We start from the raw sequence: 21059 nt of genomic DNA on the forward strand, positions 1-21059 counted from the left end.
CTGCGATCAGTAAGCCCCCACAGCGGAGCCCGATCGCTCAGAGCAAGCGAAAGGCCCCTGATCTGAATCCAGATCAGGGGCCTTTCTCATCGTTGCGGGGGCAGGATTTGAACCTACGACCTCCGGGTTATGAGCCCGGCGAGCTACCGAACTGCTCCACCCCGCGGCACCCCTCCAGGTTAGCGCGCGGAAGTCGGAAGATCGAATCGAGGCGTTTGCTTGGCGCGCCGCCGCTCGCTCACGATGAAGACGACGAGCAGCACGAGCCCGGTCGCAATGACGAGATAGGTGCTCACTGCGGGCAGGAGCGCGAGGGGATTACCCTGCGCAGGGTGCGCCCCGAAGAGGAAGAGCGTCGGGTCGGTTGACGCGTGCAGCAAGATGGGCCAGATCAGCCGACCGGTGAGTCGCAGCGCAAGGTACATGATGATGCCGAAGGCGAAGGTGTAGACGACCTGCAGTGCGGTCGTCGCGAGGCCCTGGTCAGTGGTGAAGAAGTTGCCCGCGTGCAGCGCGGCGAAGACCGCGGCTGAGACGAGTGCCACAGCGATCTCCCCGTGTCCGGCCTTGCGCATGAGGGTCACGACGAAGCCTCGGGTGAGCAGCTCTTCAGCGAACCCGATGAACAACCCGGTGAGTAGCCAGGTCGCGATCAATACCCCACCGGCTGAGGCGTAGTCGACGGCGCCGAGCGCGCTCGCGTTGATCACCAGCACGACGCCGATGCCGATCCACATCCATCCGCGCCCCCGCAAGCGCTGCGTCCCGAAGAGCTCGCGCAGCCACCCGAGCGAACCGGCGAATGCCACGAGCACGATCGAGCCGAGCACGATCGGCAGTGCAGTGTCGATGAGCACATCGGCGGGGCTGCCGGCTGCGCCGCGTAATGCGCCGCCTGCGGGGAAGATCTGCACGACAACGAGCGACAGCAGTTGGTAGACCGCGTAGTAAGCAGCGGCCAGCACGATCGCCCGCCACCAGTCCCCCCGCTCCCAGAAGCGGCGCCAGGCTGAGGGGGTTGCGGTGAGGGCGTGCTCGGCTTCGTGCATGCGGCGACTCCAGTCTCCAGGATCCTGCGGCCAACGATATCGTGCACGGCGCTCCAGTTGTCCCCTTCCCAGGGGACATTCGCACGCGCGACCTTCCGCATGAGGAGGGTGCGGGCCGAGAATGGCACGTGTCGAGGCCGACGTGCCCCCACGTGCACCCCTTGCACTCCTCATCGTCGCCTTGACCCGCGCCCCCTCGGACGACGTTCCGCGGGGGCGCACTCCGTTCTCCGGTGCTCTGCGGCTCCATACGGCACGGGGGCGCGGGCGAGCCGAAGCCCGCCCGCGCCCCCGTCGGCTCCTGCTCCGTGCTTACGAGATGCGGCGACGGCGCAGCAGCAGCGCACCGCCCGCGACGAGCAGCGCGAGCGCTCCGACGATCCAGCCGGTGAGCGCGCCAGCGCCGGTGCGTGCGAGATCGTTCACGCCGGGAGTTCCGGGGTGCGCCGGATCACCCAAGCCCGCAGCGGGGTCGGCAGCTGAGGTCGCTTCCGCACCCGAGGTATTCGCGCTCGCGTTCGACGCTGCACCTGCACTCGACGCATTCGCATTCGCGCTCGCGTCAGATCCTGCGTCAGAGCCGTTCGCGTCGCCTGACGCGTCACTGTCGGCGGCGGCCCCGGTATCTGAGTCGCCCTCGTTGGTCGTCGGGTTCACGACGACACCGGCATCCCAGGTGGGATCGATGCCCTCGGTGGCACGCACGTCGGCCCACTCGTACTCGTGGGTGAGACGCGTGTTGTCGGGGCCGAGCACGATGGTGCCGGTGCGGCCGGTGAGCGGATCGGCGTCCGAATCGATCGCGTCGTCATCCACGGCATCCTGACGGGTGAACGAGTAGATCTTCGCCTGCTCCGGGGTCAGCGTGAACTGCACCTGGTACTCGCCCGCGGGCAACTCGTCGAACAGGTATCGGCCGCGGGCATCGGTGGTGGTCGTCGCAATGACTTCGCCGTCACGGATCAGCTCGACGGTCACACCGGGCAACACCTGCTCGTCGCCGTCCTGCTGCCCATTGCGGTTCGCGTCGATCCAGACGACATCGCCGATGGCGTAGCTGCGCTCGGGTTCGATGACGGGCTCCGGAGTGTTGGGGAGCGCCACCTGTTCGGAGGCGCCGTCGGTACCCACGGTGATCCGGCGCAGCTCGTCACTCAGTACGTAGCCGGCGGGCGCGACGTCTTCGCGCAGCCAGTACGTGCCGGGCTGCTTCACCAGTGGCGAAGTGCCGTCAGCGGCGACGATGCGGCCGTCGACGAGGTGCAGATCGGTCAGCACGACCGTCGTCTCGTCTGCGGCGAGCACCGAGAAACGTGCGTCGGGGTCGGAGAGTACGGCCTCCGCGTCAGTGCTGTCGCGCTTGACGAGGTCGAGCGGGTATCCATCAGACGGAGTGATCGTCGCGCTGGTGGATCCGATGACGTTCGTGATGCCCACGTTCGCAGCGAAGTCGGTCACGTGCACCTTGAAGTACAGGTTCACGGTCTGCCCGCTGGTCAGCTTGCCCTTCTGCAGGGTAACCGAGTCGTTCTCGGCGTTGTAGGTCGCTGTGATGTTCGAATCGGGGATGCGGTAGGTGTCGTTCGCCGCAACGGTTCCGTTCGCCACGTCACCCGGGGCAACGAACCCGACGAACTCGACGCCCTCGGGCAGCACGTCGACGACGTCTTCGATCATCGTCGTGAAGCTACCGTGCGGCATCAGCTCGACGCGGTACACGAAATCGCTCGTGACGAGGTTGCCTTCGGCGTCGGTGTCGACGCGCAGGTTCGTCGTGTAGCTGTCTGTGGCAGCATCGTAGACGCGCTTGCGCACCTCCATCTCGTTGCCGAAGCTGGTGGCCTCGGCGGTCGTGTGTGAGGTGTAAACGATCTCGGATGACGCGCCCTCGTAGCGTGCGTCGTTCGTGATGTCGAGCGTCTGCTTGCCGTCGAGGGCGTGCGTAGGCAGCGTCACCTCGAGGTTCCAAGCTTTGGTGAACGGTGCCTGGGCACCGCCCCAGGCCGCGTCCAGCGGGAAGGCGGCATTGGGCGTGATCACGAGATTGCCGTCGGCGTCGAGCGAGACGTCGAATGCGGTGCCGTCGAGTGGGTAGTTCGAGTCGTAGCGTCCGGTGATCGACTCGCGAATCTGATCGAGCGTGTCAGCAGTGACGTCGAACACCTCGTGATCGACGGCGTCGATGATGCGCGAGTGCGCGGCGTCGCCGACATTGCTGCCCACGGAGAATGTGAACGGGATCTGCGCGACGCCGCCCGGGGTCACCGAGGTGGTCGCGTTCTTCACCCGCTTGCTGAACTGTGCCGGGTCATCGACGCCACCGGTCGTGTCTTTCGGCACGGTAATGGTCGTCGTTGCATCCTTGCCCTCGTACTTCTTCCACGAGGAGTCGGTGCCGAAGATGAAGTAGGCGTTGTTCTGCACCCGGTACTGCGACGCGTATTGGTTCTGCGAACTGATCGAATCGGGCAGGTCGGTGATGGTCGCGCGAGCCGTGACGGTGTACTTCTTCGCGGTGTCCTTCCCGAGGTTCAGGTACAGGGTGTTGCCGTCAATGAAGTACTGGTGCACGTAGGCGTCGTCGGCCATCGCGACCTCGAGGTTGCCGGTGACGTCAGTCGCGCGCGTGAATGCGACGGCGTCGCCGTTCTGGTCGACGACGGCGAGGAAGTTCGCGTCATCGAGGTTCCAGGCGGCCTGAGCGGGCAGCGGATCGCGCACGACCACGTTGCGCGTGAGTGCGAACGTCGGGTCCGAGACGTTCTGGAACACCGTGAGATCGGCGCCCAGGGTGTAGGTCACGTCGATGCCGCCGGTGATCTCGGAGCCGGCAGCCTGCGTCGAATCGAGCTGCTGCGCGGTAGTGTCGACGCCCTTCGAGAATGCGGTGCCGGTGCCCGGCTTGGTGAGACCGGCGCGGCTGCCCGAGAACTTGGTCGTGGCCGAGTGCTGCTGACCGTTCACGTCGACGGTGTTCGTCAGCGATACGGAGTAGCCGCCGCCGTTGACTGGATTGACGGCGTCGTACTTCGCCTGCAGCTCTTCACGAATCGCTTCGAGTGCTGCAGCATCCGTGATCGTGGCGCGGTACTGGAACGTGTAGACCGAGTTGGCCTCAGCCTCGAAGGAGGTCGTGAACGAGGTGCCCGAGATCACCGGAAGCCCGGTGACGCTGCTGCTCTGCGGGTGCAGGCCGTCGGTGTCGCGCACGACTTTTGTGCCGGTCAAAGACCCCGCGACGTAGGTGAGCCCGGTGCCCAAGGTGTCGGTCAGGGAGACCGTGCGCGCATCTGCGCTCGATACCGTCACGGTGTAGGGGATCTCGGTGCCGAGCACGCTCGGGTCGATGACGACGGTGCCGTGCTCGTCGATCGAGTGCGGGAGCGAGCCTCGTGACGTCGACTTGTTTGAGGAGGTGCCCGTCGACTGCGGCTGCTCGCCGGGCTTCGTCACGATGACGCGCTGCGTGGTCGATTCGCCATCGGTCTTCCAGACGAGGTCGCGCGAACCCGAGGTCTGCACCTCGGAGAAGGCGAGCTGCAGGTCCAGATAGCCCTGGCTCACGTCGGTGGGGAACGGATCGGCGAAGGTAATGATGAGCTCGCCCCGGTCGTTGACGGCGAGCGACTGCACCGCCGTGTTGCCCGCCGGCACGGTCAGCGATCCGGCCGGGATCGTCACGCCCTCGGGGAGGGCGACCGTCACCACGGCGCCGTCGTCCATGCTGCCGTAGCCGATTTGGAACGGGTAGCTCTGCCCCTCCACGAGCACCGGAGTGCCGTTGAAGTTGCCGCCGCCCTCGACCGGAAGGATCGTCACCTTGCCGCCCGCTGCGAACGCCGGAGCGCTCAGACCTCCGAGCGCGAGCAGCGCGACGAGCAGCCCCGTCATCAACTGCAACAGTGTGCGTGCGCGACCCATTCTCGCGACTTTTTCAGACATTCTGCGCCTCCCCAGGCATGAAAAAAGAGGGCACGCGAAAACATCGCGCACCCCCCAGTGCCGACGCTGACCGTTCAGCGCCTCCGAAATGTGGATTTAGTCCACGAATCTGAAAACCAGCCTAGCCGATTCATGTTGGTGCATGCACATCGAGGGCGGCGGTGACCCCCGCGACGGGGTCACCGTGCCGTGCGTTGCGCTGGAGTTTCGCGGTCAGCGCACCCGCGAGCGATCCCGGCGTGCCGCTCAGGCTGCGGGCGTACGCTGCGCCGTGGGCGCGCACCGGGCGACGCCCGCGAAAGGGGATCCCATGAGCATCGTCTACACCGCAGAAGCCCTCGCCACCGGCGACGGACGCAACGGCCACGTCAAGACCGTCGACGGCTTCGTCGACACCGACGTGCGCGTACCCGAATCGATGGGCGGCCCGGGCGGCGCCCCCAACCCCGAAGCGCTGTTTGCCGCCGGCTACGCGGCCTGCTTCCACGGTGCCCTGCAGGCGGTCGCTCGGGCGCAGAAGATCGACATCGCCGATTCGAGCGTCGGATCGCGCGTGCACCTCAGCGGCGGCGTCGACGGCGGATTCGAGTTGTCGGTCGAGCTCGAGGTGATCCTGCCCACGCTCGATCACGACCAGGCCCAGCAGCTCGCCGACGCGGCCCACCAGGTGTGCCCGTACTCGAACGCGACCCGCGGCAACATCGACGTGAAGATCACCGCCTCCGACGACTGAGCGCCGAAGACCGGCCGTGTTGCGCGCCGTCGACGCCTGCTAACGGGCGGTATCGATGGCGCGCAGCGCTGCGGCCCCGGTCGCGAGTTCGTCGCGCGCCTCGGGGTGCGCGGCGTACCAGCGGATCGCCTCCGCCACGATCGCCGGGTCGCTGCCGATGTGGTGGGTGTCGATGATGATCGGGCCGCCATCGCGGTTCACGATCGTGAGTTTCGGGCCGTGGGGGCCGAACGCGCCGGCGCTCTCGATCGCATCCCACGGGAGGTCGAAGCGCCGCGCTCCGCGCACACCCCGAATTCCCTCCGCATTGAGCTGCAATCCGAGTGGCGTGCGTAGGCCCCAGAGCTGGCGCAGCAGTGATGCGAGCCCGAGCGCGAGCAACAGCACGGGAAACGCTTGTGTGAGTCGCGTACTGCCGCTCTGGGTTGGCAGACCGAGTGCCGTCACCAGCAGCATCATCGCGCCAGGAGCCAGCGACGCGACCGAGACCAGCGTGAACGCAATCGGGAGTGACCGGGGCGGCACGAAGCGTAACGGCCCGGTGTCGGCGACGCGCACGAGCCCCGCGGTGAGCGAGCGAGTCCAGACCACCATCGCCGTCGCGAGCACGAACGCGAACAGTGCGCCCGACGCCATGAAGAGGCGGAAGCCGGCGCGGTCATCGGCGAGCGCAACGACCGTAGGGATTGCCGGCAGCAAGTACAGCGCCCAGACGAGGGTCGAAGGCTCGCGGCCGTTCGGCAGCACTGAGCGGCGATGCGTCGGCACGTTGGGTGCGTAGAGTCGGGATCGGGTCACGCGTCACCTCGCGAGTTGCGGGCCTTGCCAGGCCGTGGTTCCGTCATAGAGCCGTCCGTCGATGGACTCCCGTACATCGAGGGGTACCCAAGACTCCCACCCCCATTTCGCAGCATTGCCGATGAGGAACCCGCCGCCGACGACACCGGCGATCACCCAACCGACCGGGCCACCGGCCGCGGCAATAATGCCTCCGACAGCGGCGCCGCCACCGATACCGGCGCCGGCCTCGACGATGGCCGAAGAGCCGGATTCGCCGCTCGCGATGTCGTTGGCCACCGAGATGATTTCGATCGCATTGCCCGCGATAGGGATCAGCTTGCTGACGCGCGAGATGCTGTGGATATCGTCGAGGAGGTCGGCGACGCCCTCACGGATCGCGCGTGGGTTGGCTGCTTCGGCCGCTGCCTTGACTCCTGGGTGGCCTGATCGAAGGCCCCGAGTGAAATCGTCGGCGTCTTGTTGCATCTGCTGTGCGACGCCGCGGTAGTCGGCCAGGTCGCGACGAACGCGTTCATCGGCAGCGGTGAGCGCCGTCGAGACGAGGTCTGAGTTGCCGAATTCGAGTTCGGCGAACGTCGCGCCGAGCGACGCGAACCCTTCGACGTCGGCGATGAGCGGGGTCATGTGCTCGGCGATCCATGCTTCGAGGTCGCCCCACCACGTGCCGACTCGTTCTGCGAGGTCGTTGTAGGTGCGCACCCGAGACATATGTGCGTCCCACTCAGGATCCTCGCCGGGTATCGAACACACCTGAGCGGAGGACGTCGGTTGCAGTACCTTCTTGCCGTAGACCACGAGATCGCGCTCGCGGCACTGCTCGAGGTATCCGTCGAAATCGCGCACCCCGCGCTCGAGACGTGTCGCATAAGCGTGGAACACGTCGGCGGCGTCGCCGAGATAGCTCGGCACGGAGTCGCTGTGGTTGCGCACCGCGGTCGTCGTGCGCTGGAACGCGTTGCCGGCCTGACCGACCATGTACATCTGCGCGTCGCTCGCGATGTAGGCCAGCTCGAGGTCGAGGTCGACGAGCCCGTCTTTCATCGCATCGAGCCGCTCCGCGAGCGTATGGATGGCCGCGGGGTCTCCGGGAATGGCGAGATCGATGCTCATCAGTCGGTGAGTTCCGCTTCGAGATCGCGCAGCTCGTCAGCGATCTTTACATCGGTATTGTCCATGTCGTCGATCACGTCGATGGCGATGACGCTGAGCGCCCGCGCAGTGTCGGCGGTGAGGCCCGCGGCTTCGACGCCCGCCGAGGTGATGAACGCGATGAACGTCGAGGCGATGCCACCATCGGGCGCATCAGGCAGCCGGCCAATGGCAGCGTCTGCGGTGTCGACACGGTCGATCACCTCATTGAGACGACGCTCCATGCTGACGCGATCAATCGAGATCTCGGTCATGCGATGCGCTTTCCGCGACGCTGATCGGGTGGCACGACGAGGTCGAACGCGACCACATCGAAGGGCTGGGCCTGCTTGATCCGTTCGAGCTGTTCGATCGGCAATAGCACCCACGGCTGGTCGTCGCCGCAGTTCGTCGCGAGCCGATCGAGGGCCGTATACGCGAGCAGACCGTCTCGCCCATCGGTGAGGCGTCGCACCACGAACTGCTGCTGCGTGGGGTCGGCGCCCGGAACGACCGGGAAGTAGAGAATGGGCGGCACAATCGTGCGGGGACTCAACGCGGTACTCCTCCGAGATTTCGAGCAGGGGCATCGTCACTGTACTGCACGGAACTGAACTGCGCGCCGCCCGCGCGCCGCCGTGGTCGACCGCCGAGTCGCCAAGTCGGGGCCGCCGAAAGGCACTGAAGTCGCCGAGACCCTCCCAACTGCGCGCGCACATGGCAGGGTTTCGGCGACTTCAGGGGCGCTCGGCGCCGTGACGCCTGGGGCGGCAGCCGCCTACCGGCGCTCGTAGCGGCGTGCGCCGCCCTGAATGCCGGCGAAGCGGAACGGCGCCTGCGTCACGCGCGCCGTCTCGACGTCGACGTTGCTCGGCAGAACAGTCGCGTGCAGCTCGCGGTACTCGGCGACGGTGAGCGGCACGCGCGCGTCGAGCACTGAGGTGAAGTGGTCGGATCGCTCGGCGGCTCCCGCCTGCACGACACCGGTCAAGAACTCGCTGACGCTGCCCGACCCGTAGCTGAACAGGCCAATGCGCTTGCCCGGCAGGCCCTGCTCGTGGTCGAGAATCGCGGCGAGGCCTGCGTAGACCGAGGCGGTGTAGGCGTTGCCGATCCGGCGGTTGTAAATCGCGCCCTCGGCGAGACCCGAGTCTCCCAGACCGCCCTCGCCCAGCTCGGCTGAGAGATGGGTGCTGAGCCGAGCCTGCGCCTTGCGCGCCATCTTCGTGTACGGCTGGTGGTAGACGAGGCGGTCGATCTCGGTGATCGCGGGGCCGCCGTGGGCGGCGAGGTCGTCCCACGCGCCGGCCATCGCGTCGAGGTACGCCTTGATCGAGAGGGCGCCGTCGACGATCGCGGTCGACGAATCGTTGGGTCGCCAGAAGTCGTCGACATCGTCGGTGAAGAGACCCGACGCGGGTTCGATCTCGAGCAGCGCGGGGTCGGCGCCGATGATCATCGCGATCGCGCCGGCACCCTGCGTGGGCTCGCCGGGGGAGTCGAGCGCGTAGCGCGCCACGTCGCTCGCGATGACGAGCACGCGCTCGCCGGGGTTGCGCAGCACGATGCCGACGGCGGCCTGAATCGCGGCGGTGCCGCCGTAGCAGGCCTGCTTGATCTCGGCGACGCGTACCTGCGGGGGCAGCCCGAGCAGCTGGTGCACGTAGACGCCGGCGGCCTTCGAGTGGTCGATGCCCGACTCGGTCGCGAAGAGCAGCGTGCGCACGCCCTCGATGCCGGTGCGTTCAAGCACGGCCTGCGCGGCGGTCGCGCCCATGGTCACGATGTCTTCATCGGCCGCGGGCACGCTGAACTCGTCTTGCCCGAGCCCGATGCGGTACTTCGCGGGGTCGACGCCGGCGTACTCGGCGAGCACGCCGAGGTCGAGCACGTGGTGCGCGGTCGCCAGTTCGAGGTCGTGGATTCCGATGGAGGTCATGCGCTGGGCTTCCCCTTCCGCTCGATGCGCAGATGCGCGGCCATGAGTTCGCCCGGGTTGGTCTGCGCCGCGATGAGCGACAGCTCGCCGCAGAGCACGGTCGCCGCGATGAGTTCGGCGAGGCGGCGGGCGTTCTCGCCCGGCTCGCGCTCTTCGCGGCAGCCGATGCGCTCGAGCGCCTCTTCGATGTGGGGCAGGTGCTTGCCGTTGCCGACGGTGCCGACGATGAGGTGCGGCACGGTGCACGAGAAGTACAGGCCGTCTTCGCGGTTCTCGGCGTAGGTGATGCCCTGTGATCCCTCGACGATGTTCGCGGCGTCTTGGCCCGTCGCCAGGTAGAAGCCGAGCAGCATGTTGGCGTAGTGCGCGTTCGCGGAGCGGAGCGCACCGGCGATCGTGCTGCCGACGAAGTTCTTGCGCACGACAAGGTCGGTGATGCGCTGGGCATCGCTGCGCAGCATCTTGCGCACGAGGTCGTGCGGGATCAGGATCTCCGCGACGACGCTGCGCCCGCGGCCCAGCACCCCGTTGACCGCCGTGGCCTTCTTGTCGGAGCAGTAGTTGCCCGAGATCGACCCGTATTCGATGGGCAGACCCCACGAGAGAATGCGCGCCATGAGCGCGTCGGCGGCGTTCGTCACCATGTTGTGCCCCGACGCGTCGCCGGTGGTGAATGCGAACCGCACGAAGAGCAGGTTGCCCACGATTTCGGAGTGCGCCTCGAGCAGCTTGGCGTGGCGGCTGCCCTCGGAGACGACCTCACGGAGTTCGTCGAGGCGATCCTCGATGGCCCGAGCCGCGATCTGCGCGTCGACGGCGCCGGCCGCGGTGAACTGCACGGAACGGGTCATGCGTTCACCCGTGACGATGGTGCGGATGCCGCCCTCGATGGCGCGCGAGACGCGGGCACCGCGGCCGACTGACGGCCACAGCGGGGTCTCGTAGGTCGCGAGGGGCACGGAGATCTCGCCGGAGACGGCGGAGCCGGTGATGCGGATCGGGCCCACCCAGCTGGTGGGGATCTCGGTGACGGTTTCCCGTGCGGACGATGCGGCGCTCATGGCTTCCTTCGTGAGAGTGGGGTAACGGTCGGCGCGAGGCCGAACCGGCGGGAACGTGTCATGCGCGGTGCGCCTCTGAGCGCTGCGCGAGCCCGCTCAGATCAACGCCGCGGTCGGCGCAGAATTCCCGGAGGCGTCCGCGCAGAATGAGGTCAGTGTGCAGCAGTTCGTCGCGGGTGACCGCTCCGAGCAACGCGTAGACGGCGCGAGTGCGCGCCTGCCAGTCGGTGATGAGGGCGATGAGGCGCTCGGCGCCGCCCGGATCGCCATCGTGGCCGATCGCCGCGAGGAACGCGCCGGCGACGCCGACCGCCTGGGCGCCGGCCGCGAGGGCCTTCACCACGTCGAACGGCGAGCGCACGCCGCCCGACGCGAGCAACGTGGGCGCGGAGCGCGGAGCATCGAGCAGGCTGGCGAGCGCCGACTGCCCGAACCCGGCGAGCATCGCGTACTCTCCGGCCGAGCGGCGCGCATTCTCGATCTTCAGGAAGTCGGTGCCGCCGCGGCCGCCGACGTCGGCGATCCCGACCCCGATCTCCGACAGGTGGCGCAGCGCCGAGCGGCTGAGACCGAACCCGACCTCTTTGACAATGACGGGCACCGGTGAGGCTGCGGCGAGCTGTTCGACCGAGGTGAGCCATGACGAGAAGTCGCGCGATCCCTCGGGCATCGCCGTCTCTTGCACCGCGTTGACGTGCACCTGCAGCGCGTTCGCGCCGAGCAGTTCGACGGCGCGCGGGGCGTCTGAGGCGGGTCGACCGACGCCGACGTTTGCCATCACGAACCCGTCGGGGTTCTCGTCGCGAATCACCGCGAATCCGCGAGCGGCAGCCGGATCATCGAGCGCCACCGAGACCGACCCGCAGGCCATGGGCAGCCCCGTTTCGCGCGCCGCGATGGCGAGCTCCCGGTTGATGCGGGTGGTGCGCTCGGTGCCGCCGGTCATGCCGTTGACGTAGAAGGGCGTCTCCCAGTGCCACTCCCCGGCGGCGTACTGCGCGCCCGCGGCGAAGGCGATGCTGACGCCGAGATCGACGCGATCGGTGTCGACGCCGTCGAGCGCCTGGTGCACGAAGTCGAGGTCGTCGAACTCGTTGTGGCCCGAGGCGTCGCGGCGCTGGTCGAGGGCGAGGTCGACGTGCTCGTCTTTGCGGGCGGCGCGGGTGCTGTCGCCGGCGAAGACGGGTGCCGCGCCGGGTCCGGCCGGGGCAGTCGAGGCGGTCGAGGCGTCGTTAGAAGTCACTGACGCCTCCTGACGCGGGGTGCGGCGCGAGGCTGAGGCGACGAATGTCGTTCGCCTCCCACTCGCGCAAGATCGGGTCGGTCGCGAGATCCGCCCCTGCGAGCACGATACCGCAGTCGCCTCCGCCGGCACCCGAAGGCTTGGCCGAGGCGCCGTAGCGCTCCGAGATATCGCACAGTGCCTGCAGCTGCGGGGTCTCGATGGTGATGCCCGACGAGGCGCTGAGGCGCTGCAGCACGCGGCGTGCGCGGCCGATGACCTCGGGTGCGCCGGTGCCCTGATGCTCGAAGGCGGTGACGAGCGCATCGACGCAAGCGCGGCTGTCGTCAATGAATGCGGGGTAGGGCTGCAGCTTCTTGCGGGCGTCGGTGGTGCGCACCTGCTCGACGAGGCGTTCGGTCGACGCGGGCGACCCGGTCCAGCCGACGAGCAGCTGCAGTGCGTCGGGGTTGGGGAGGCGCTGCACGCCGCTGCCCGCCCACTCGCCGGTGGCCGCAAGCGTTGCGGCGACGCCGTGCACTGAGCGGTGCACGCGCAGGGCGCCGCGGTCGGGCGACGCGTAGCGGATCCACCCGCCGAAGGTGCTCGCCGCCAGATCGCCGCCCGAGGCCGTCGGGGCGACCTCGATCGTAGAGAGGAGCGCGAGCTTGAACCGCTCGGTGCGGGTGAGGTCGAGGCCGTAGAACTCGTCGAGCGCGGCGACGACGGCGACGGTGACGGCCGCCGACGAGCCGAGGCCGAACTTGCGGCCGCTGACGTCGTCGAGCTCGCTGCCGATGTCGAGGTCGTAGTACCGCGGCGCGAGCCCCAGCTCGGAGCGCAGCTGCTCGACGGCGGTGATGGCGGCGAAGACGTAGTCGTAGGGCTGGTGCTCGAGCACGATGCGATCGCTCGCATCGTCGCGCACCCACACGAGTGGCGAGCGGCCGTAGGCGCTGGATCGCACGCGCCCGACCTCGGAACCCTCGGTGAGCTGCACCGTGATGTAGCGGTCGACGGCGACGATCACGGCGGGCTGGCCGGGGTCGACCACCGCGTATTCGCCGGCGATGTAGAGCTTGCCGGGCGCGCGCTGCACGATCACGCGTCGTCTCCCGCCACCGGCCCGTCGACGGGCGCATCGATGATCTCGGCTCCCGCGCCAGGGCCCACGAGACGCACCGAGCCGAAGCCCTCCAGTGCGTCGCGCAGCTCTTCCGCCTGCTCCGGGCGCACGATCACGGCGACGTTCGGGCCGGCGTCGGCGGTCGCGTACGCCTCGATGCCCTGCTCGCGCAGCGCGGCGACTGCGTCGAAGATCGCGACGCTGGTCGGTGCGAGGTAGCGGATGGGCGGGTCGCACGACTGGATCACGGCGTGCATGCGCAGTGCGTGCGACTCGGTGATGCGGCCGACCCGGGTGAAATCGTCGGCGGCGCAGGCCTCGAGCATCGCGGCGAGCGACTCCTCGGTCGACGAGGTCCAGGCGGGGAAGAAGGGGGAGGTGAGCGCGGTGCGACGCATGGCCGCGCGGCTCGAAACGGCCTTCTGCGCAGTGTCGACGGTGACGATCACCATGCGCATGTCGGGACCGGTGACGGGCTCTGCATACGAGTGCGCGTCGTCGCCCGCGTGCCAGACGGCGAGGCCCTCGACGAGGCTGCGTGACGCCGACCCGGAGCCGCGGCGTGCCAGGCGGCTCAGGTCGCGGCGGTCGAGGTCGAGCCCGTAGGCGCGGGCGGCGGCGGTCGCGAGGGCCGCGAAGCCCGAGGCCGACGAGGCGAGCCCGGCACCCGTGGGCGCCTCGTTCGTCGAGATGACGACGGCGCGCGTGTCGACACCGGCGAGCTCGCGCACGCGATCGAGAAAGCGGGTGACGCGGTCGGCCGCATTGCCGGTCTGCGCGGTGCCGTTCAGGGTGAACGCGTCGGCATCGAGCGAGTCGTCGAGCGTGACCGTGGTCGTCGTCGGAAACGCGTCGAGAGTCAGCGACAGGCTGCCGGCGACCGGCAGAATGAGATCCTCATCCTGCTTGCCCCAGTACTTCACCAGGGCGATATTCGGGAACGCGCGAGCGGTTGCGGTCGTCATGCGGCGGGAACCTCCACGGTCCAGGTGCGTTCGGCACCGGCAGCGCGCATCGCGTCGCCGATCTGTGCGGCGTGATCGAGTGAATCGGCGACGGCGATGACGCAGCCGCCGAGACCGCCACCGGTGAGCTTCGCGCCGGCGGAGCCGACGGAGCGGGCCGCGGCGACGATGGCGTCGAGGCGCTCGGAGCTCACGCCGACCTCATGCAGGATCGCGTGCGCCTCACTCATCGCGGCGCCGATGGCGGTGCGATCCCCGGAGGCGATCGTGTCGATCGACTGCTCGGCGATCTCGGCGAGGCGCGAGAGCAGGGCGTCGGTCGACCCGGGCTCGCGCTCGCGCAATTCGCGGACCGACCCCACGGCCTTCGCCGTCGACCCCGGATGACCGGAATCGGCGAACGCGAGAATCAGTGGAGCGCCCACGCGAATCGGGGCGACCGCGCCTCGATTGAAGCGAATCGCGCCGGTGGCGGCGACCGTGCGTGCGTCGATGCCGCTCGGCGTGCCGTGTGCGACGCGCTCTGCGGTCTGGATGAGGTCGAACAGTGTTTCGCTGTCGAGCTCGGCACCCGCCAAATCGAATGCCGCGCGGGCGATCGCCGCGGCGACGGCGGCGCTCGAACCGACGCCGCGCTCGTGCGGGATCGTGCTGGTGATCGTGACGGTCACGCCGGTGGGCTCATTGGGTGAGCCCGCGGCGAGCCCTGCGAGACCGGCGCGCTCGAGTGAGGCGCGGATCGCGGTGACCACTGGCGCGAGACGATCGGGCGCATCTTCGACGGTGCCGGTGTACAGCGAACTGATGATCCGGAGCCCCGGAGGGCCCGGCTCGATCACCGCCTCGGCGGTGAGACTGTCGACCGGGATCGCGATGGCCGGGGCGCCGTAGACGACGGCGTGCTCGCCGAACAGAATTGCTTTGGCGTGCGAGGCGCCGACCCCGCGGCGCACTTCCTCCGGCGGAGTCGGGGTCGCCGCAGCGACGCGCGATTCCGCGTGTGGAGTTCGGGACATTCGGATCCGTTCGGTCGGCTCCCGGAGCGTGGACGGCCGCCGGGCACACGTGAAGAGGGCCGGACTTCTCCGTCCCTCATTACGTCAGATCTCTTAGGGTATGCCGATCCGCCTGAAGATGCGACCCGGGGCGGCGGCCCAACTTCTGGCCACCACCCCGGAAACTCCCGATCGCTGCGAAAATTCGACCCGAAATCAGCTGTCGGCGGAAGGTGCGGGGTTGATCACGCGGCCCCAGGTGCTCTTGTTGCCCCAGATGTTCTGACGCAGGCCCTCGAGCTGCAGCGCCTGGCTGTGGTCGACGAAGAGGTTCACCTCGTTGCCGTAGTTCTTGATGTACCACTCGAAGACCGGGCCGTCGGCGGCCTCGAACATCACGTTCTCGAGCCCGAGGCCGTTGATGATCGAGGCTGCCGCGCCCGTGTTCCACTCGCGCACGTTCTCGGTGATGCCCTCGGACTCGATCATGATGATCGAGGCGCCCGCGTCGAGCGCGCGCTGCCCGCGGTCGATGAGGTCGCCGATGTCCTTCTTGCTCTCACCGGCCAGCTCGGCCTCGCTCGAGTCGCCGCCCGATCCGATCTGGATGCCGAGCTCTGGCTTCGCCTTCAGGCCGGCCTTCACGACCTTGTCGACGAGGCGCAGCAGGCCCGACGTGTTCAGCATGATGAAGCCGGTCGAGATCTCGATGACGTCGAACCCGACCTCCTTCGCCTCCTTGAGGTAGTGGTCGACCGCGTCGTCGCCGTAGCGCAGCACGGTCTCGATCCAGCCGCCTGACGACACGTACGAACCGTGCTCGTGAGCGATCTCGCTGAACTTGCGCACCTGTTCCTGAGGCAGCAGCGCGAAGGATCCGCCAGCCCACTTGATGCCGTCGACCCACTGGCCGGCGACGTCGAACACATCCTGCAGGTGGCGGGTGCCGAAGGTGTCGTAGTAGGGGGCACGGATCTCGGTGATGCCGAACGTGCGCGGCTTGGCCGGGCGGTACGCGCGGGGAACGAAGTTGAAGGAGACGTCGTGGGGAACTGCGGTGCTCATGGTGAGCTCCTTTCGTGCGGTGGTGCGGTGGATGCTGGGTGTGGGATCAGGCGGCGTGCGCGGCAGACGCCGTGGCTGCCCTGTCGGCGCTCTGCGCGGCGCTGCGGGTGCGGGGCACGCGTGCGAGCGCGGCGGTCAGCTCGCGCGTGCTGCGCGTGTCGAGACCGTGCACGATTTCGGCGATCTCGTCGCGGAGCGCCTGGTCGGCAAACGGCGACGTCAGGGCGTCGAACTTGCGCCGAGCCGAGGCCCAGTCGAGCGGGTTGTCGTGGAAGCCGTGGTAGCTGTCTTGCGAGGAGCGGAAGACCGTGCCGTCGGCGAGTTCGACCTCGAGGTCGGCGGGCATGTGCGCCGGGAATCGCGCCGAGAATTCGTCGCTCGGAGTGATGGTGACGCGGGTCATGAGGCCCTGCACGTCTGCCGCGACGATGCGCTCGGGTTCGTACTGCTCCGGGTTCAGCGCGCCGTCGAGCAGCACGACCGCCACCATCCACGGCAGCGAGTGATCCGCCTCCTCCTTGTTGCGAACCAGGCGCTTGTCGCCCTCTTCGCCGCCGCCGATGATCGAGTAGGCGACGTCGAAGGTGGTGAGGCGCACCCGCTCGATCGCGCGCGGGTTGAAGCCGTCTTGCGCCCGGATGTCTTGCGCCGCATCGAGTGCCGACTGCGAGTGAATCTCGGCGTTGTGCTTCTTGATGATGGTCTGCCGCACGCGCTCGAGATCTTCGTGCGACCAGTCGAGCTCGAACGGGCCCGAAACCGAATCCTTGAAGCCCTTGTTGCCCTCGAAGACCGCCTCGGGGCCGGTGATGCCGCGGCTGGCGAGCAGTGCGGCAAAGGTGCCGTTCTGCGAGACGTGCGGGTAGGCGAGACCCTTCCAGTGGCTGAGGTTGCCCGTGCGGGTGACGCGGAGGGCCACGTTCGCCGTGCCCGCGATGGCGACCGCGTTGGCGATCTGCTCGGGAGTGAGACCGAGCGCCTTCGCAGCGCCGGCCGCGGCGGCGAACGCGCCCTGCGTCGTGTGGTCGAAGCCCTTGGCGCGCACCGGCGCCTCGTCTGAGAGGCGGGCGTGCACTTGGTAGGCGACGCCGAGGGCGGTGAGGAACTCGGCACCCGTTGCGTCGGCCGACTCGGCGGCCGCGAGCACGGCGCCGAGGTTGTCTGAGGGGTGGTTCGTCTCGCCGGGTGCGAGGTAGGAATCCATGAAGTCGAGGTAGCGGCTGAGCGCGCTGTTGTAGAAGGCTGCGCGCTCGGGGCTCGTCGCGCCGCCGCCGATCAGTGTCGCCGTGGGAGTGCCGCCCAGGTCTTCGATGAGGCCGCGGATCGCCTCGGTGGGTTCGGCGTCGAGCGCGCCGATGGCCACGCCCAGGGTGTCGAGCACCCGAATCTTGAGTTGTTCAAGCGCCTCAGCGCTGAAGTCATCGATCGCAGCCGCGTCGACGAATCGTGCCAGTTCCTGTACTTCGGTCATCGCCCATTCCAATCATCGGATGAATATGAGGGTCACCTTCATTAGACTCCTGAAGTATCTCGACGTCAAGATACTTTCTCTGGGAATGCTCACGGTTTTCGGGCGTATCGTGCGCGTACGTCGCGCGTCACCTGCGGGTGCCTGATCGACGCGCCGCCGCGCGCCGCGTCGACTCGCGACCACGTGTCGCGAACAAATCGACCGAGTGTCGGCGGCGCGCGATATTCTCCGAGGTATGAGCATGGGTGGCGGCCCGGGAGGCCGAGGGTCTCGCGTATCGGCGGGCGACGCAGAACTGCAGCGCAAGCTGAACCGCGCCGCCCCGAAAGTCGACGGGCTCGGGCACCGCATCGCCGAGCTCTTTCGGCCCTACCGAAGTCAGCTCGTCGTCATCGTCGCACTCGTGCTGGTCTCGGCGGCGCTCGCGATCCTGCCCCCGCTGCTGACACAGCGCGTCTTCGACGACGGGCTGTTCCCGCTCGACGGCGGCGGTCCGCACCTCACGATCCTCGCCTGGCTCGTCGCCGCGATGATCGCCGTGTTCATCGTTTCCTCAGGCCTCGGCATCGTGCAGACCCTGTTCACCGCGCGCGTCGGCAACCGTGTGATGGGCGACCTGCGCGTCAAACTGTTCTCGCACCTGCAGTCCATGGAGTTGGGATTCTTCACGCGCACGAAGACGGGCGTCATCCAGTCGCGACTCCAGAACGACGTCGGCGGTGTGGCCAACGTGCTGACGAACACGGTGTCGAACATCATCGGCAACACGGTCACGGTTGTCGCGGCGGCCGTCGCCATGATCCTGCTCAGCTGGCAGCTCACGCTCATCGCCGTCGTGATCATGCCGGTGCTCGTCATCGCCCAGCGGCGCGTCGGCCAGATTCGCGCCAAGATCGCCGGCCGCACGCAAGAATCGCTCTCCGAGATGACGGCGATCACGCAAGAGGCGCTGTCGATCTCGGGTGTGCTGCTGGCGAAGACCTACTCGCGGCAGAGCGCCGAGACCGAGCGCTACGCGGCCGAGAATCGCAACCAGATCGACCTGCAGGTGCGGCAGACGATGAGCGGTCAGCTGTTCTTTGCGCTCGTGCAGGTGTTTCTCTCGGCAGTGCCGGCGATCGTCTACCTCATCTCGGGCTGGCTTATCTCACGCGGTCAGGGTGAAGGGTTCGATCCGGGCATCACCGCGGGCACCATCGTCGCGTTCACGACGGTGCAGTCGCGGCTGCTCTTTCCGCTCGTCGCCCTCATGCGCATCGCACTCGACCTGCAGACCTCGCAGGCGCTCTTCGCGCGCATCTTCGAATATCTCGACCTCACGCCGGCCATCGTCGATGCGCCCGATGCGCAACAGCCCTCCGATGCGCCCGGTCGCGCCGGTCGCATCACGTTCGAGGAGGTGACGTTCCGCTACCCCGACGCGGGCCCCGAAGACCGACCGACGCTCGACGCGGTCTCGTTCCACGTGGAACCCGGCGAGTTCGTCGCGTTCGTCGGCGCCTCGGGCTCGGGCAAGACGACGATCGGCTCGCTCATCCCGCGCCTCTACGACGCCTCCGAGGGCACCGTGCGCTACGGCGACGACGACGTGCGCTCGCTCAGCCAAGAAGCGTTGATGGACCGCATCGGTGTCGTGACGCAAGAGCCGTATCTGTTCCACGCCACCATTCAGGCGAACCTGCGCTACGCGAAGCCCGACGCCACCGACGCCGAGATCGAGGCGGCCGCGCGCCTCGCGAACATCCACGACACGATCGCGAGTTTCGCCGACGGGTACGACACCGTCGTCGGTGAGCGCGGCTACCGACTGTCGGGTGGCGAGAAGCAGCGCATCGCGATCGCCCGCGTGCTGCTCAAGAATCCGCGCGTGCTCGTGCTCGACGAGGCGACGAGCGCGCTCGACACCGTGAACGAGCGCATCGTGCAGCACGCACTCGAAGACGCGCGCAGCGGCCGCACCACGATCGCAATCGCCCACCGGCTCTCCACGATTGTCGACGCCGATCGCATTTACGTGGTCGGCGCGGGCCGCATCCTCGAGCACGGCACCCACCAGCAGCTGCTCGACCTCGGCGGCTCCTACGCCGAGCTCTACGACCAGCAGCAGTAGGCGCGGTGCGGCGCGCGCTGCGACGCCGCTGCGCCTACGCCGCCGCTGCAGCCGTGCCATCATTGCGATCGGGGTAACTTCGGACCGGTGTTGCGGCGGATTTAGGCTCTCGCACCCACCGAAAGTTACCCCGATCGCATGGGTGGGTGATCCGCCGCCGCCCCGCCGCCCCAATCGACCAGCGGCGCACCCAGCCCCCGCAGCGTCGTAGGATCGAACTCGTGCGGAACATCACCCAATCCCGGAAGCTCGCCGGGGTGCGCTACGACGTGCGCGGCCCGATCTTGCAGGAGGCCGAGCGCCTCGAGCACGAGGGGCATCAGATCCTGAAGCTCAACATCGGCAACCCGGCGCCATTCGGCTTCGAAGCGCCGCCCGAGATCGTCGACCGCCTGCAGCAGGTGCTCACCGAGGCTCAGGGCTACAGCGATTCGCGCGGTATCCTGCCGGCGCGCGAGGCGGTCGCCCGCTACTACACCGAAGAGGGTGTGGCGGGTGTGACCCCCGACGACGTCTACATCGGCAACGGCGTCAGCGAGATGATCTCGCTCGTGCTGCAGGCGCTGGTCGATGACGGCGATGAGATCCTGGTGCCGTCGCCCGACTACCCGCTCTGGACCGCGCAGGTCACCCTCTCAGGCGGCCAGGCCGTGCACTACCCGTGCGACGAGTCGAACGGGTGGATGCCCGACCTCGAAGCGATCGAACGCCTGGTGACCCCGGCGACCAAGGGCATCGTGCTCATCAACCCCAACAACCCGACGGGCGCGGTCTACTCGGCCGAGCTGGTGCGCGGGTTCGCGGCGTTGGCTGAGCGGCACGGCATCGTGCTGATGGCCGATGAGATCTACGAGCGCATCCTGTACGACGGTGCGATCCACGAGCACGCTGCGCTGCACACGCATGACACGCTGTGCCTCACCTTCAGCGGCCTGTCGAAGGCGCAGCGCGTGGCCGGGTACCGCTCGGGGTGGCTCGCGATCTCGGGCGATCGCACCCGATCGCGCGATTTCCTCGAGGGGTTGCAGCTGCTCGCGAATATGCGCATGTGCGCGAATGTGCCGGCGCAGCACGCGATCCCGGTCGCGCTCGACCCGGCGTCGAACTGGTCGGGCATCGCCGAACTGTGCGCGCCTGGCGGGCGGCTCCGCGAGCAGCGCGACACGGCGCACCGGTTGCTCACCGAGATCCCGGGCGTGACCTGCGAGTTGCCCGGCGGGGCGATGTATCTCTTCCCGAAGCTTGACCCCGAGGTGTACCCGATCGTTGACGATCAAGCGTTTGTGATCGATGTGCTGCAGGCGACGCACGTGCTGGTGACGAACGGCCGCGGCTTCAATTTGCCGACGCCGGATCACCTGCGCTTCGTCACCCTCCCGTCCGTGCCGGTGCTCACCGAAGCGATCGGGCGCATCGGCGGGTATCTCGCGACGGTTCGGGCCTAGCGGTTCG

At 68.2% G+C, this 21059-nt stretch carries 17 protein-coding genes and 1 tRNA gene; 3 read left to right on the forward strand and 15 right to left on the reverse strand.

Annotation, left to right across the window (positions count from 1 at the left end; all coding sequences use genetic code 11):
* Window positions 1–92 precede the first annotated feature (92 nt).
* The 3 genes from AMS67_RS00950 to AMS67_RS00960 all read right to left on the reverse strand — a co-directional run bounded on the left by AMS67_RS00950 (window position 93) and on the right by AMS67_RS00960 (window position 4991).
* Window positions 93–166, reverse strand: a tRNA-Met gene (locus AMS67_RS00950).
* A 13-nt stretch (window positions 167–179) separates the two neighbouring features.
* A complete protein-coding gene (locus AMS67_RS00955) occupies window positions 180–1049 on the reverse strand; it encodes a CPBP family intramembrane glutamic endopeptidase (protein WP_075201159.1) in 870 nt (289 codons plus the stop codon).
* Window positions 1050–1361: 312 nt separating this feature from the next.
* Window positions 1362–4991: an SdrD B-like domain-containing protein gene (locus AMS67_RS00960; RefSeq protein ID WP_082305200.1), complete on the reverse strand. Its 3630-nt coding sequence runs from the start codon at window positions 4989–4991 to the stop codon at window positions 1362–1364.
* A gap of 310 nt (window positions 4992–5301) precedes the next feature.
* Here AMS67_RS00960 and AMS67_RS00965 point away from each other — a divergent pair, with 310 nt between their 5' ends.
* Window positions 5302–5724 (forward strand): organic hydroperoxide resistance protein, encoded by a 423-nt coding sequence (locus AMS67_RS00965; RefSeq protein WP_053385745.1) that lies wholly within the window; start codon window positions 5302–5304, stop codon window positions 5722–5724.
* Window positions 5725–5763: 39 nt separating this feature from the next.
* On the opposite strand, the gene AMS67_RS00970 is transcribed toward AMS67_RS00965, so the two are convergent.
* The 12 genes from AMS67_RS00970 to AMS67_RS01025 all read right to left on the reverse strand — a co-directional run bounded on the left by AMS67_RS00970 (window position 5764) and on the right by AMS67_RS01025 (window position 17497).
* Window positions 5764–6522 (reverse strand): PH domain-containing protein, encoded by a 759-nt coding sequence (locus AMS67_RS00970; RefSeq protein WP_053385694.1) that lies wholly within the window; start codon window positions 6520–6522, stop codon window positions 5764–5766.
* 3 nt (window positions 6523–6525) lie between these two features.
* Window positions 6526–7635 carry a hypothetical protein gene (locus tag AMS67_RS00975; protein ID WP_053385695.1) on the reverse strand — a complete coding sequence of 370 codons (1110 nt, stop codon included), beginning with the start codon at window positions 7633–7635 and terminating at the stop codon, window positions 6526–6528.
* Window positions 7635–7928, reverse strand: coding sequence for a hypothetical protein (locus AMS67_RS00980; RefSeq protein WP_053385696.1), 294 nt, complete (start codon window positions 7926–7928; stop codon window positions 7635–7637). The genes AMS67_RS00975 and AMS67_RS00980 overlap by 1 nt, the downstream gene beginning before the upstream one ends.
* Complete coding sequence (locus AMS67_RS00985) at window positions 7925–8209, reverse strand: SAV_915 family protein (protein WP_053385697.1); 285 nt, start codon at window positions 8207–8209, stop codon at window positions 7925–7927. Before AMS67_RS00985 ends, AMS67_RS00980 begins: the two co-directional genes overlap by 4 nt.
* 222 nt (window positions 8210–8431) lie before the next feature.
* Window positions 8432–9592, reverse strand: coding sequence for a hydroxymethylglutaryl-CoA synthase (locus AMS67_RS00990; protein WP_053385698.1), 1161 nt, complete (start codon window positions 9590–9592; stop codon window positions 8432–8434).
* A complete protein-coding gene (locus AMS67_RS00995; RefSeq protein WP_053385699.1) occupies window positions 9589–10653 on the reverse strand; it encodes a hydroxymethylglutaryl-coenzyme A reductase family protein in 1065 nt (354 codons plus the stop codon). Before AMS67_RS00995 ends, AMS67_RS00990 begins: the two co-directional genes overlap by 4 nt.
* Before the next feature lie 58 nt (window positions 10654–10711).
* Window positions 10712–11896 (reverse strand): type 2 isopentenyl-diphosphate Delta-isomerase, encoded by a 1185-nt coding sequence (gene fni, locus AMS67_RS01000; protein ID WP_053385700.1) that lies wholly within the window; start codon window positions 11894–11896, stop codon window positions 10712–10714.
* Entirely contained in the window at window positions 11886–12980 is a 1095-nt protein-coding gene (locus AMS67_RS01005; RefSeq protein ID WP_053385701.1) for a phosphomevalonate kinase, read from the reverse strand. The genes fni and AMS67_RS01005 overlap by 11 nt, the downstream gene beginning before the upstream one ends.
* The gene (mvaD, locus tag AMS67_RS01010) at window positions 12977–13966 is read right to left on the reverse strand and encodes a diphosphomevalonate decarboxylase (RefSeq protein WP_053385702.1); all 990 of its coding nucleotides are present in this window, start codon (window positions 13964–13966) and stop codon (window positions 12977–12979) included. The genes AMS67_RS01005 and mvaD overlap by 4 nt, the downstream gene beginning before the upstream one ends.
* A complete protein-coding gene (gene mvk, locus AMS67_RS01015) occupies window positions 13963–14982 on the reverse strand; it encodes a mevalonate kinase (protein ID WP_053385703.1) in 1020 nt (339 codons plus the stop codon). The genes mvaD and mvk overlap by 4 nt, the downstream gene beginning before the upstream one ends.
* 195 nt (window positions 14983–15177) lie before the next feature.
* A complete protein-coding gene (locus tag AMS67_RS01020; protein ID WP_053385704.1) occupies window positions 15178–16026 on the reverse strand; it encodes a phosphosulfolactate synthase in 849 nt (282 codons plus the stop codon).
* Window positions 16027–16072: 46 nt separating this feature from the next.
* The gene (locus AMS67_RS01025; protein ID WP_053385705.1) at window positions 16073–17497 is read right to left on the reverse strand and encodes an MmgE/PrpD family protein; all 1425 of its coding nucleotides are present in this window, start codon (window positions 17495–17497) and stop codon (window positions 16073–16075) included.
* A 241-nt stretch (window positions 17498–17738) separates the two neighbouring features.
* On the opposite strand from AMS67_RS01025, the gene AMS67_RS01030 reads away from it, so the two are divergent.
* Window positions 17739–19607, forward strand: a complete 1869-nt coding sequence (locus AMS67_RS01030; RefSeq protein WP_053385746.1) for an ABC transporter ATP-binding protein — start codon at window positions 17739–17741, stop codon at window positions 19605–19607.
* A gap of 221 nt (window positions 19608–19828) precedes the next feature.
* Entirely contained in the window at window positions 19829–21052 is a 1224-nt protein-coding gene (locus AMS67_RS01035) for a pyridoxal phosphate-dependent aminotransferase (protein WP_053385706.1), read from the forward strand.
* The last annotated feature ends 7 nt before the right edge of the window (window positions 21053–21059 follow it).

The sequence above is a fragment of the Leucobacter japonicus genome, from assembly GCF_001273855.1.
Lineage (GTDB): Bacteria > Actinomycetota > Actinomycetes > Actinomycetales > Microbacteriaceae > Leucobacter > Leucobacter japonicus.

Excerpts from the sequence above, each read along its gene's own strand:
- AMS67_RS00955 (WP_075201159.1), bottom strand. The coding sequence starts at position 1,049 with ATGCACGAAGCCGAGCACGCCCTCACCGCAACCCCCTCAGCCTGGCGC.
- AMS67_RS00960 (WP_082305200.1), bottom strand. The coding sequence starts at position 4,991 with ATGTCTGAAAAAGTCGCGAGAATGGGTCGCGCACGCACACTGTTGCAG.
- AMS67_RS00965 (WP_053385745.1), top strand. The coding sequence starts at position 5,302 with ATGAGCATCGTCTACACCGCAGAAGCCCTCGCCACCGGCGACGGACGC.
- AMS67_RS00975 (WP_053385695.1), bottom strand. The coding sequence starts at position 7,635 with ATGAGCATCGATCTCGCCATTCCCGGAGACCCCGCGGCCATCCATACG.
- AMS67_RS00980 (WP_053385696.1), bottom strand. The coding sequence starts at position 7,928 with ATGACCGAGATCTCGATTGATCGCGTCAGCATGGAGCGTCGTCTCAAT.
- AMS67_RS00990 (WP_053385698.1), bottom strand. The coding sequence starts at position 9,592 with ATGACCTCCATCGGAATCCACGACCTCGAACTGGCGACCGCGCACCAC.
- AMS67_RS00995 (WP_053385699.1), bottom strand. The coding sequence starts at position 10,653 with ATGAGCGCCGCATCGTCCGCACGGGAAACCGTCACCGAGATCCCCACC.
- mvaD (WP_053385702.1), bottom strand. The coding sequence starts at position 13,966 with ATGACGACCGCAACCGCTCGCGCGTTCCCGAATATCGCCCTGGTGAAG.
- mvk (WP_053385703.1), bottom strand. The coding sequence starts at position 14,982 with ATGTCCCGAACTCCACACGCGGAATCGCGCGTCGCTGCGGCGACCCCG.
- AMS67_RS01020 (WP_053385704.1), bottom strand. The coding sequence starts at position 16,026 with ATGAGCACCGCAGTTCCCCACGACGTCTCCTTCAACTTCGTTCCCCGC.
- AMS67_RS01025 (WP_053385705.1), bottom strand. The coding sequence starts at position 17,497 with ATGACCGAAGTACAGGAACTGGCACGATTCGTCGACGCGGCTGCGATC.
- AMS67_RS01030 (WP_053385746.1), top strand. The coding sequence starts at position 17,739 with ATGGGTGGCGGCCCGGGAGGCCGAGGGTCTCGCGTATCGGCGGGCGAC.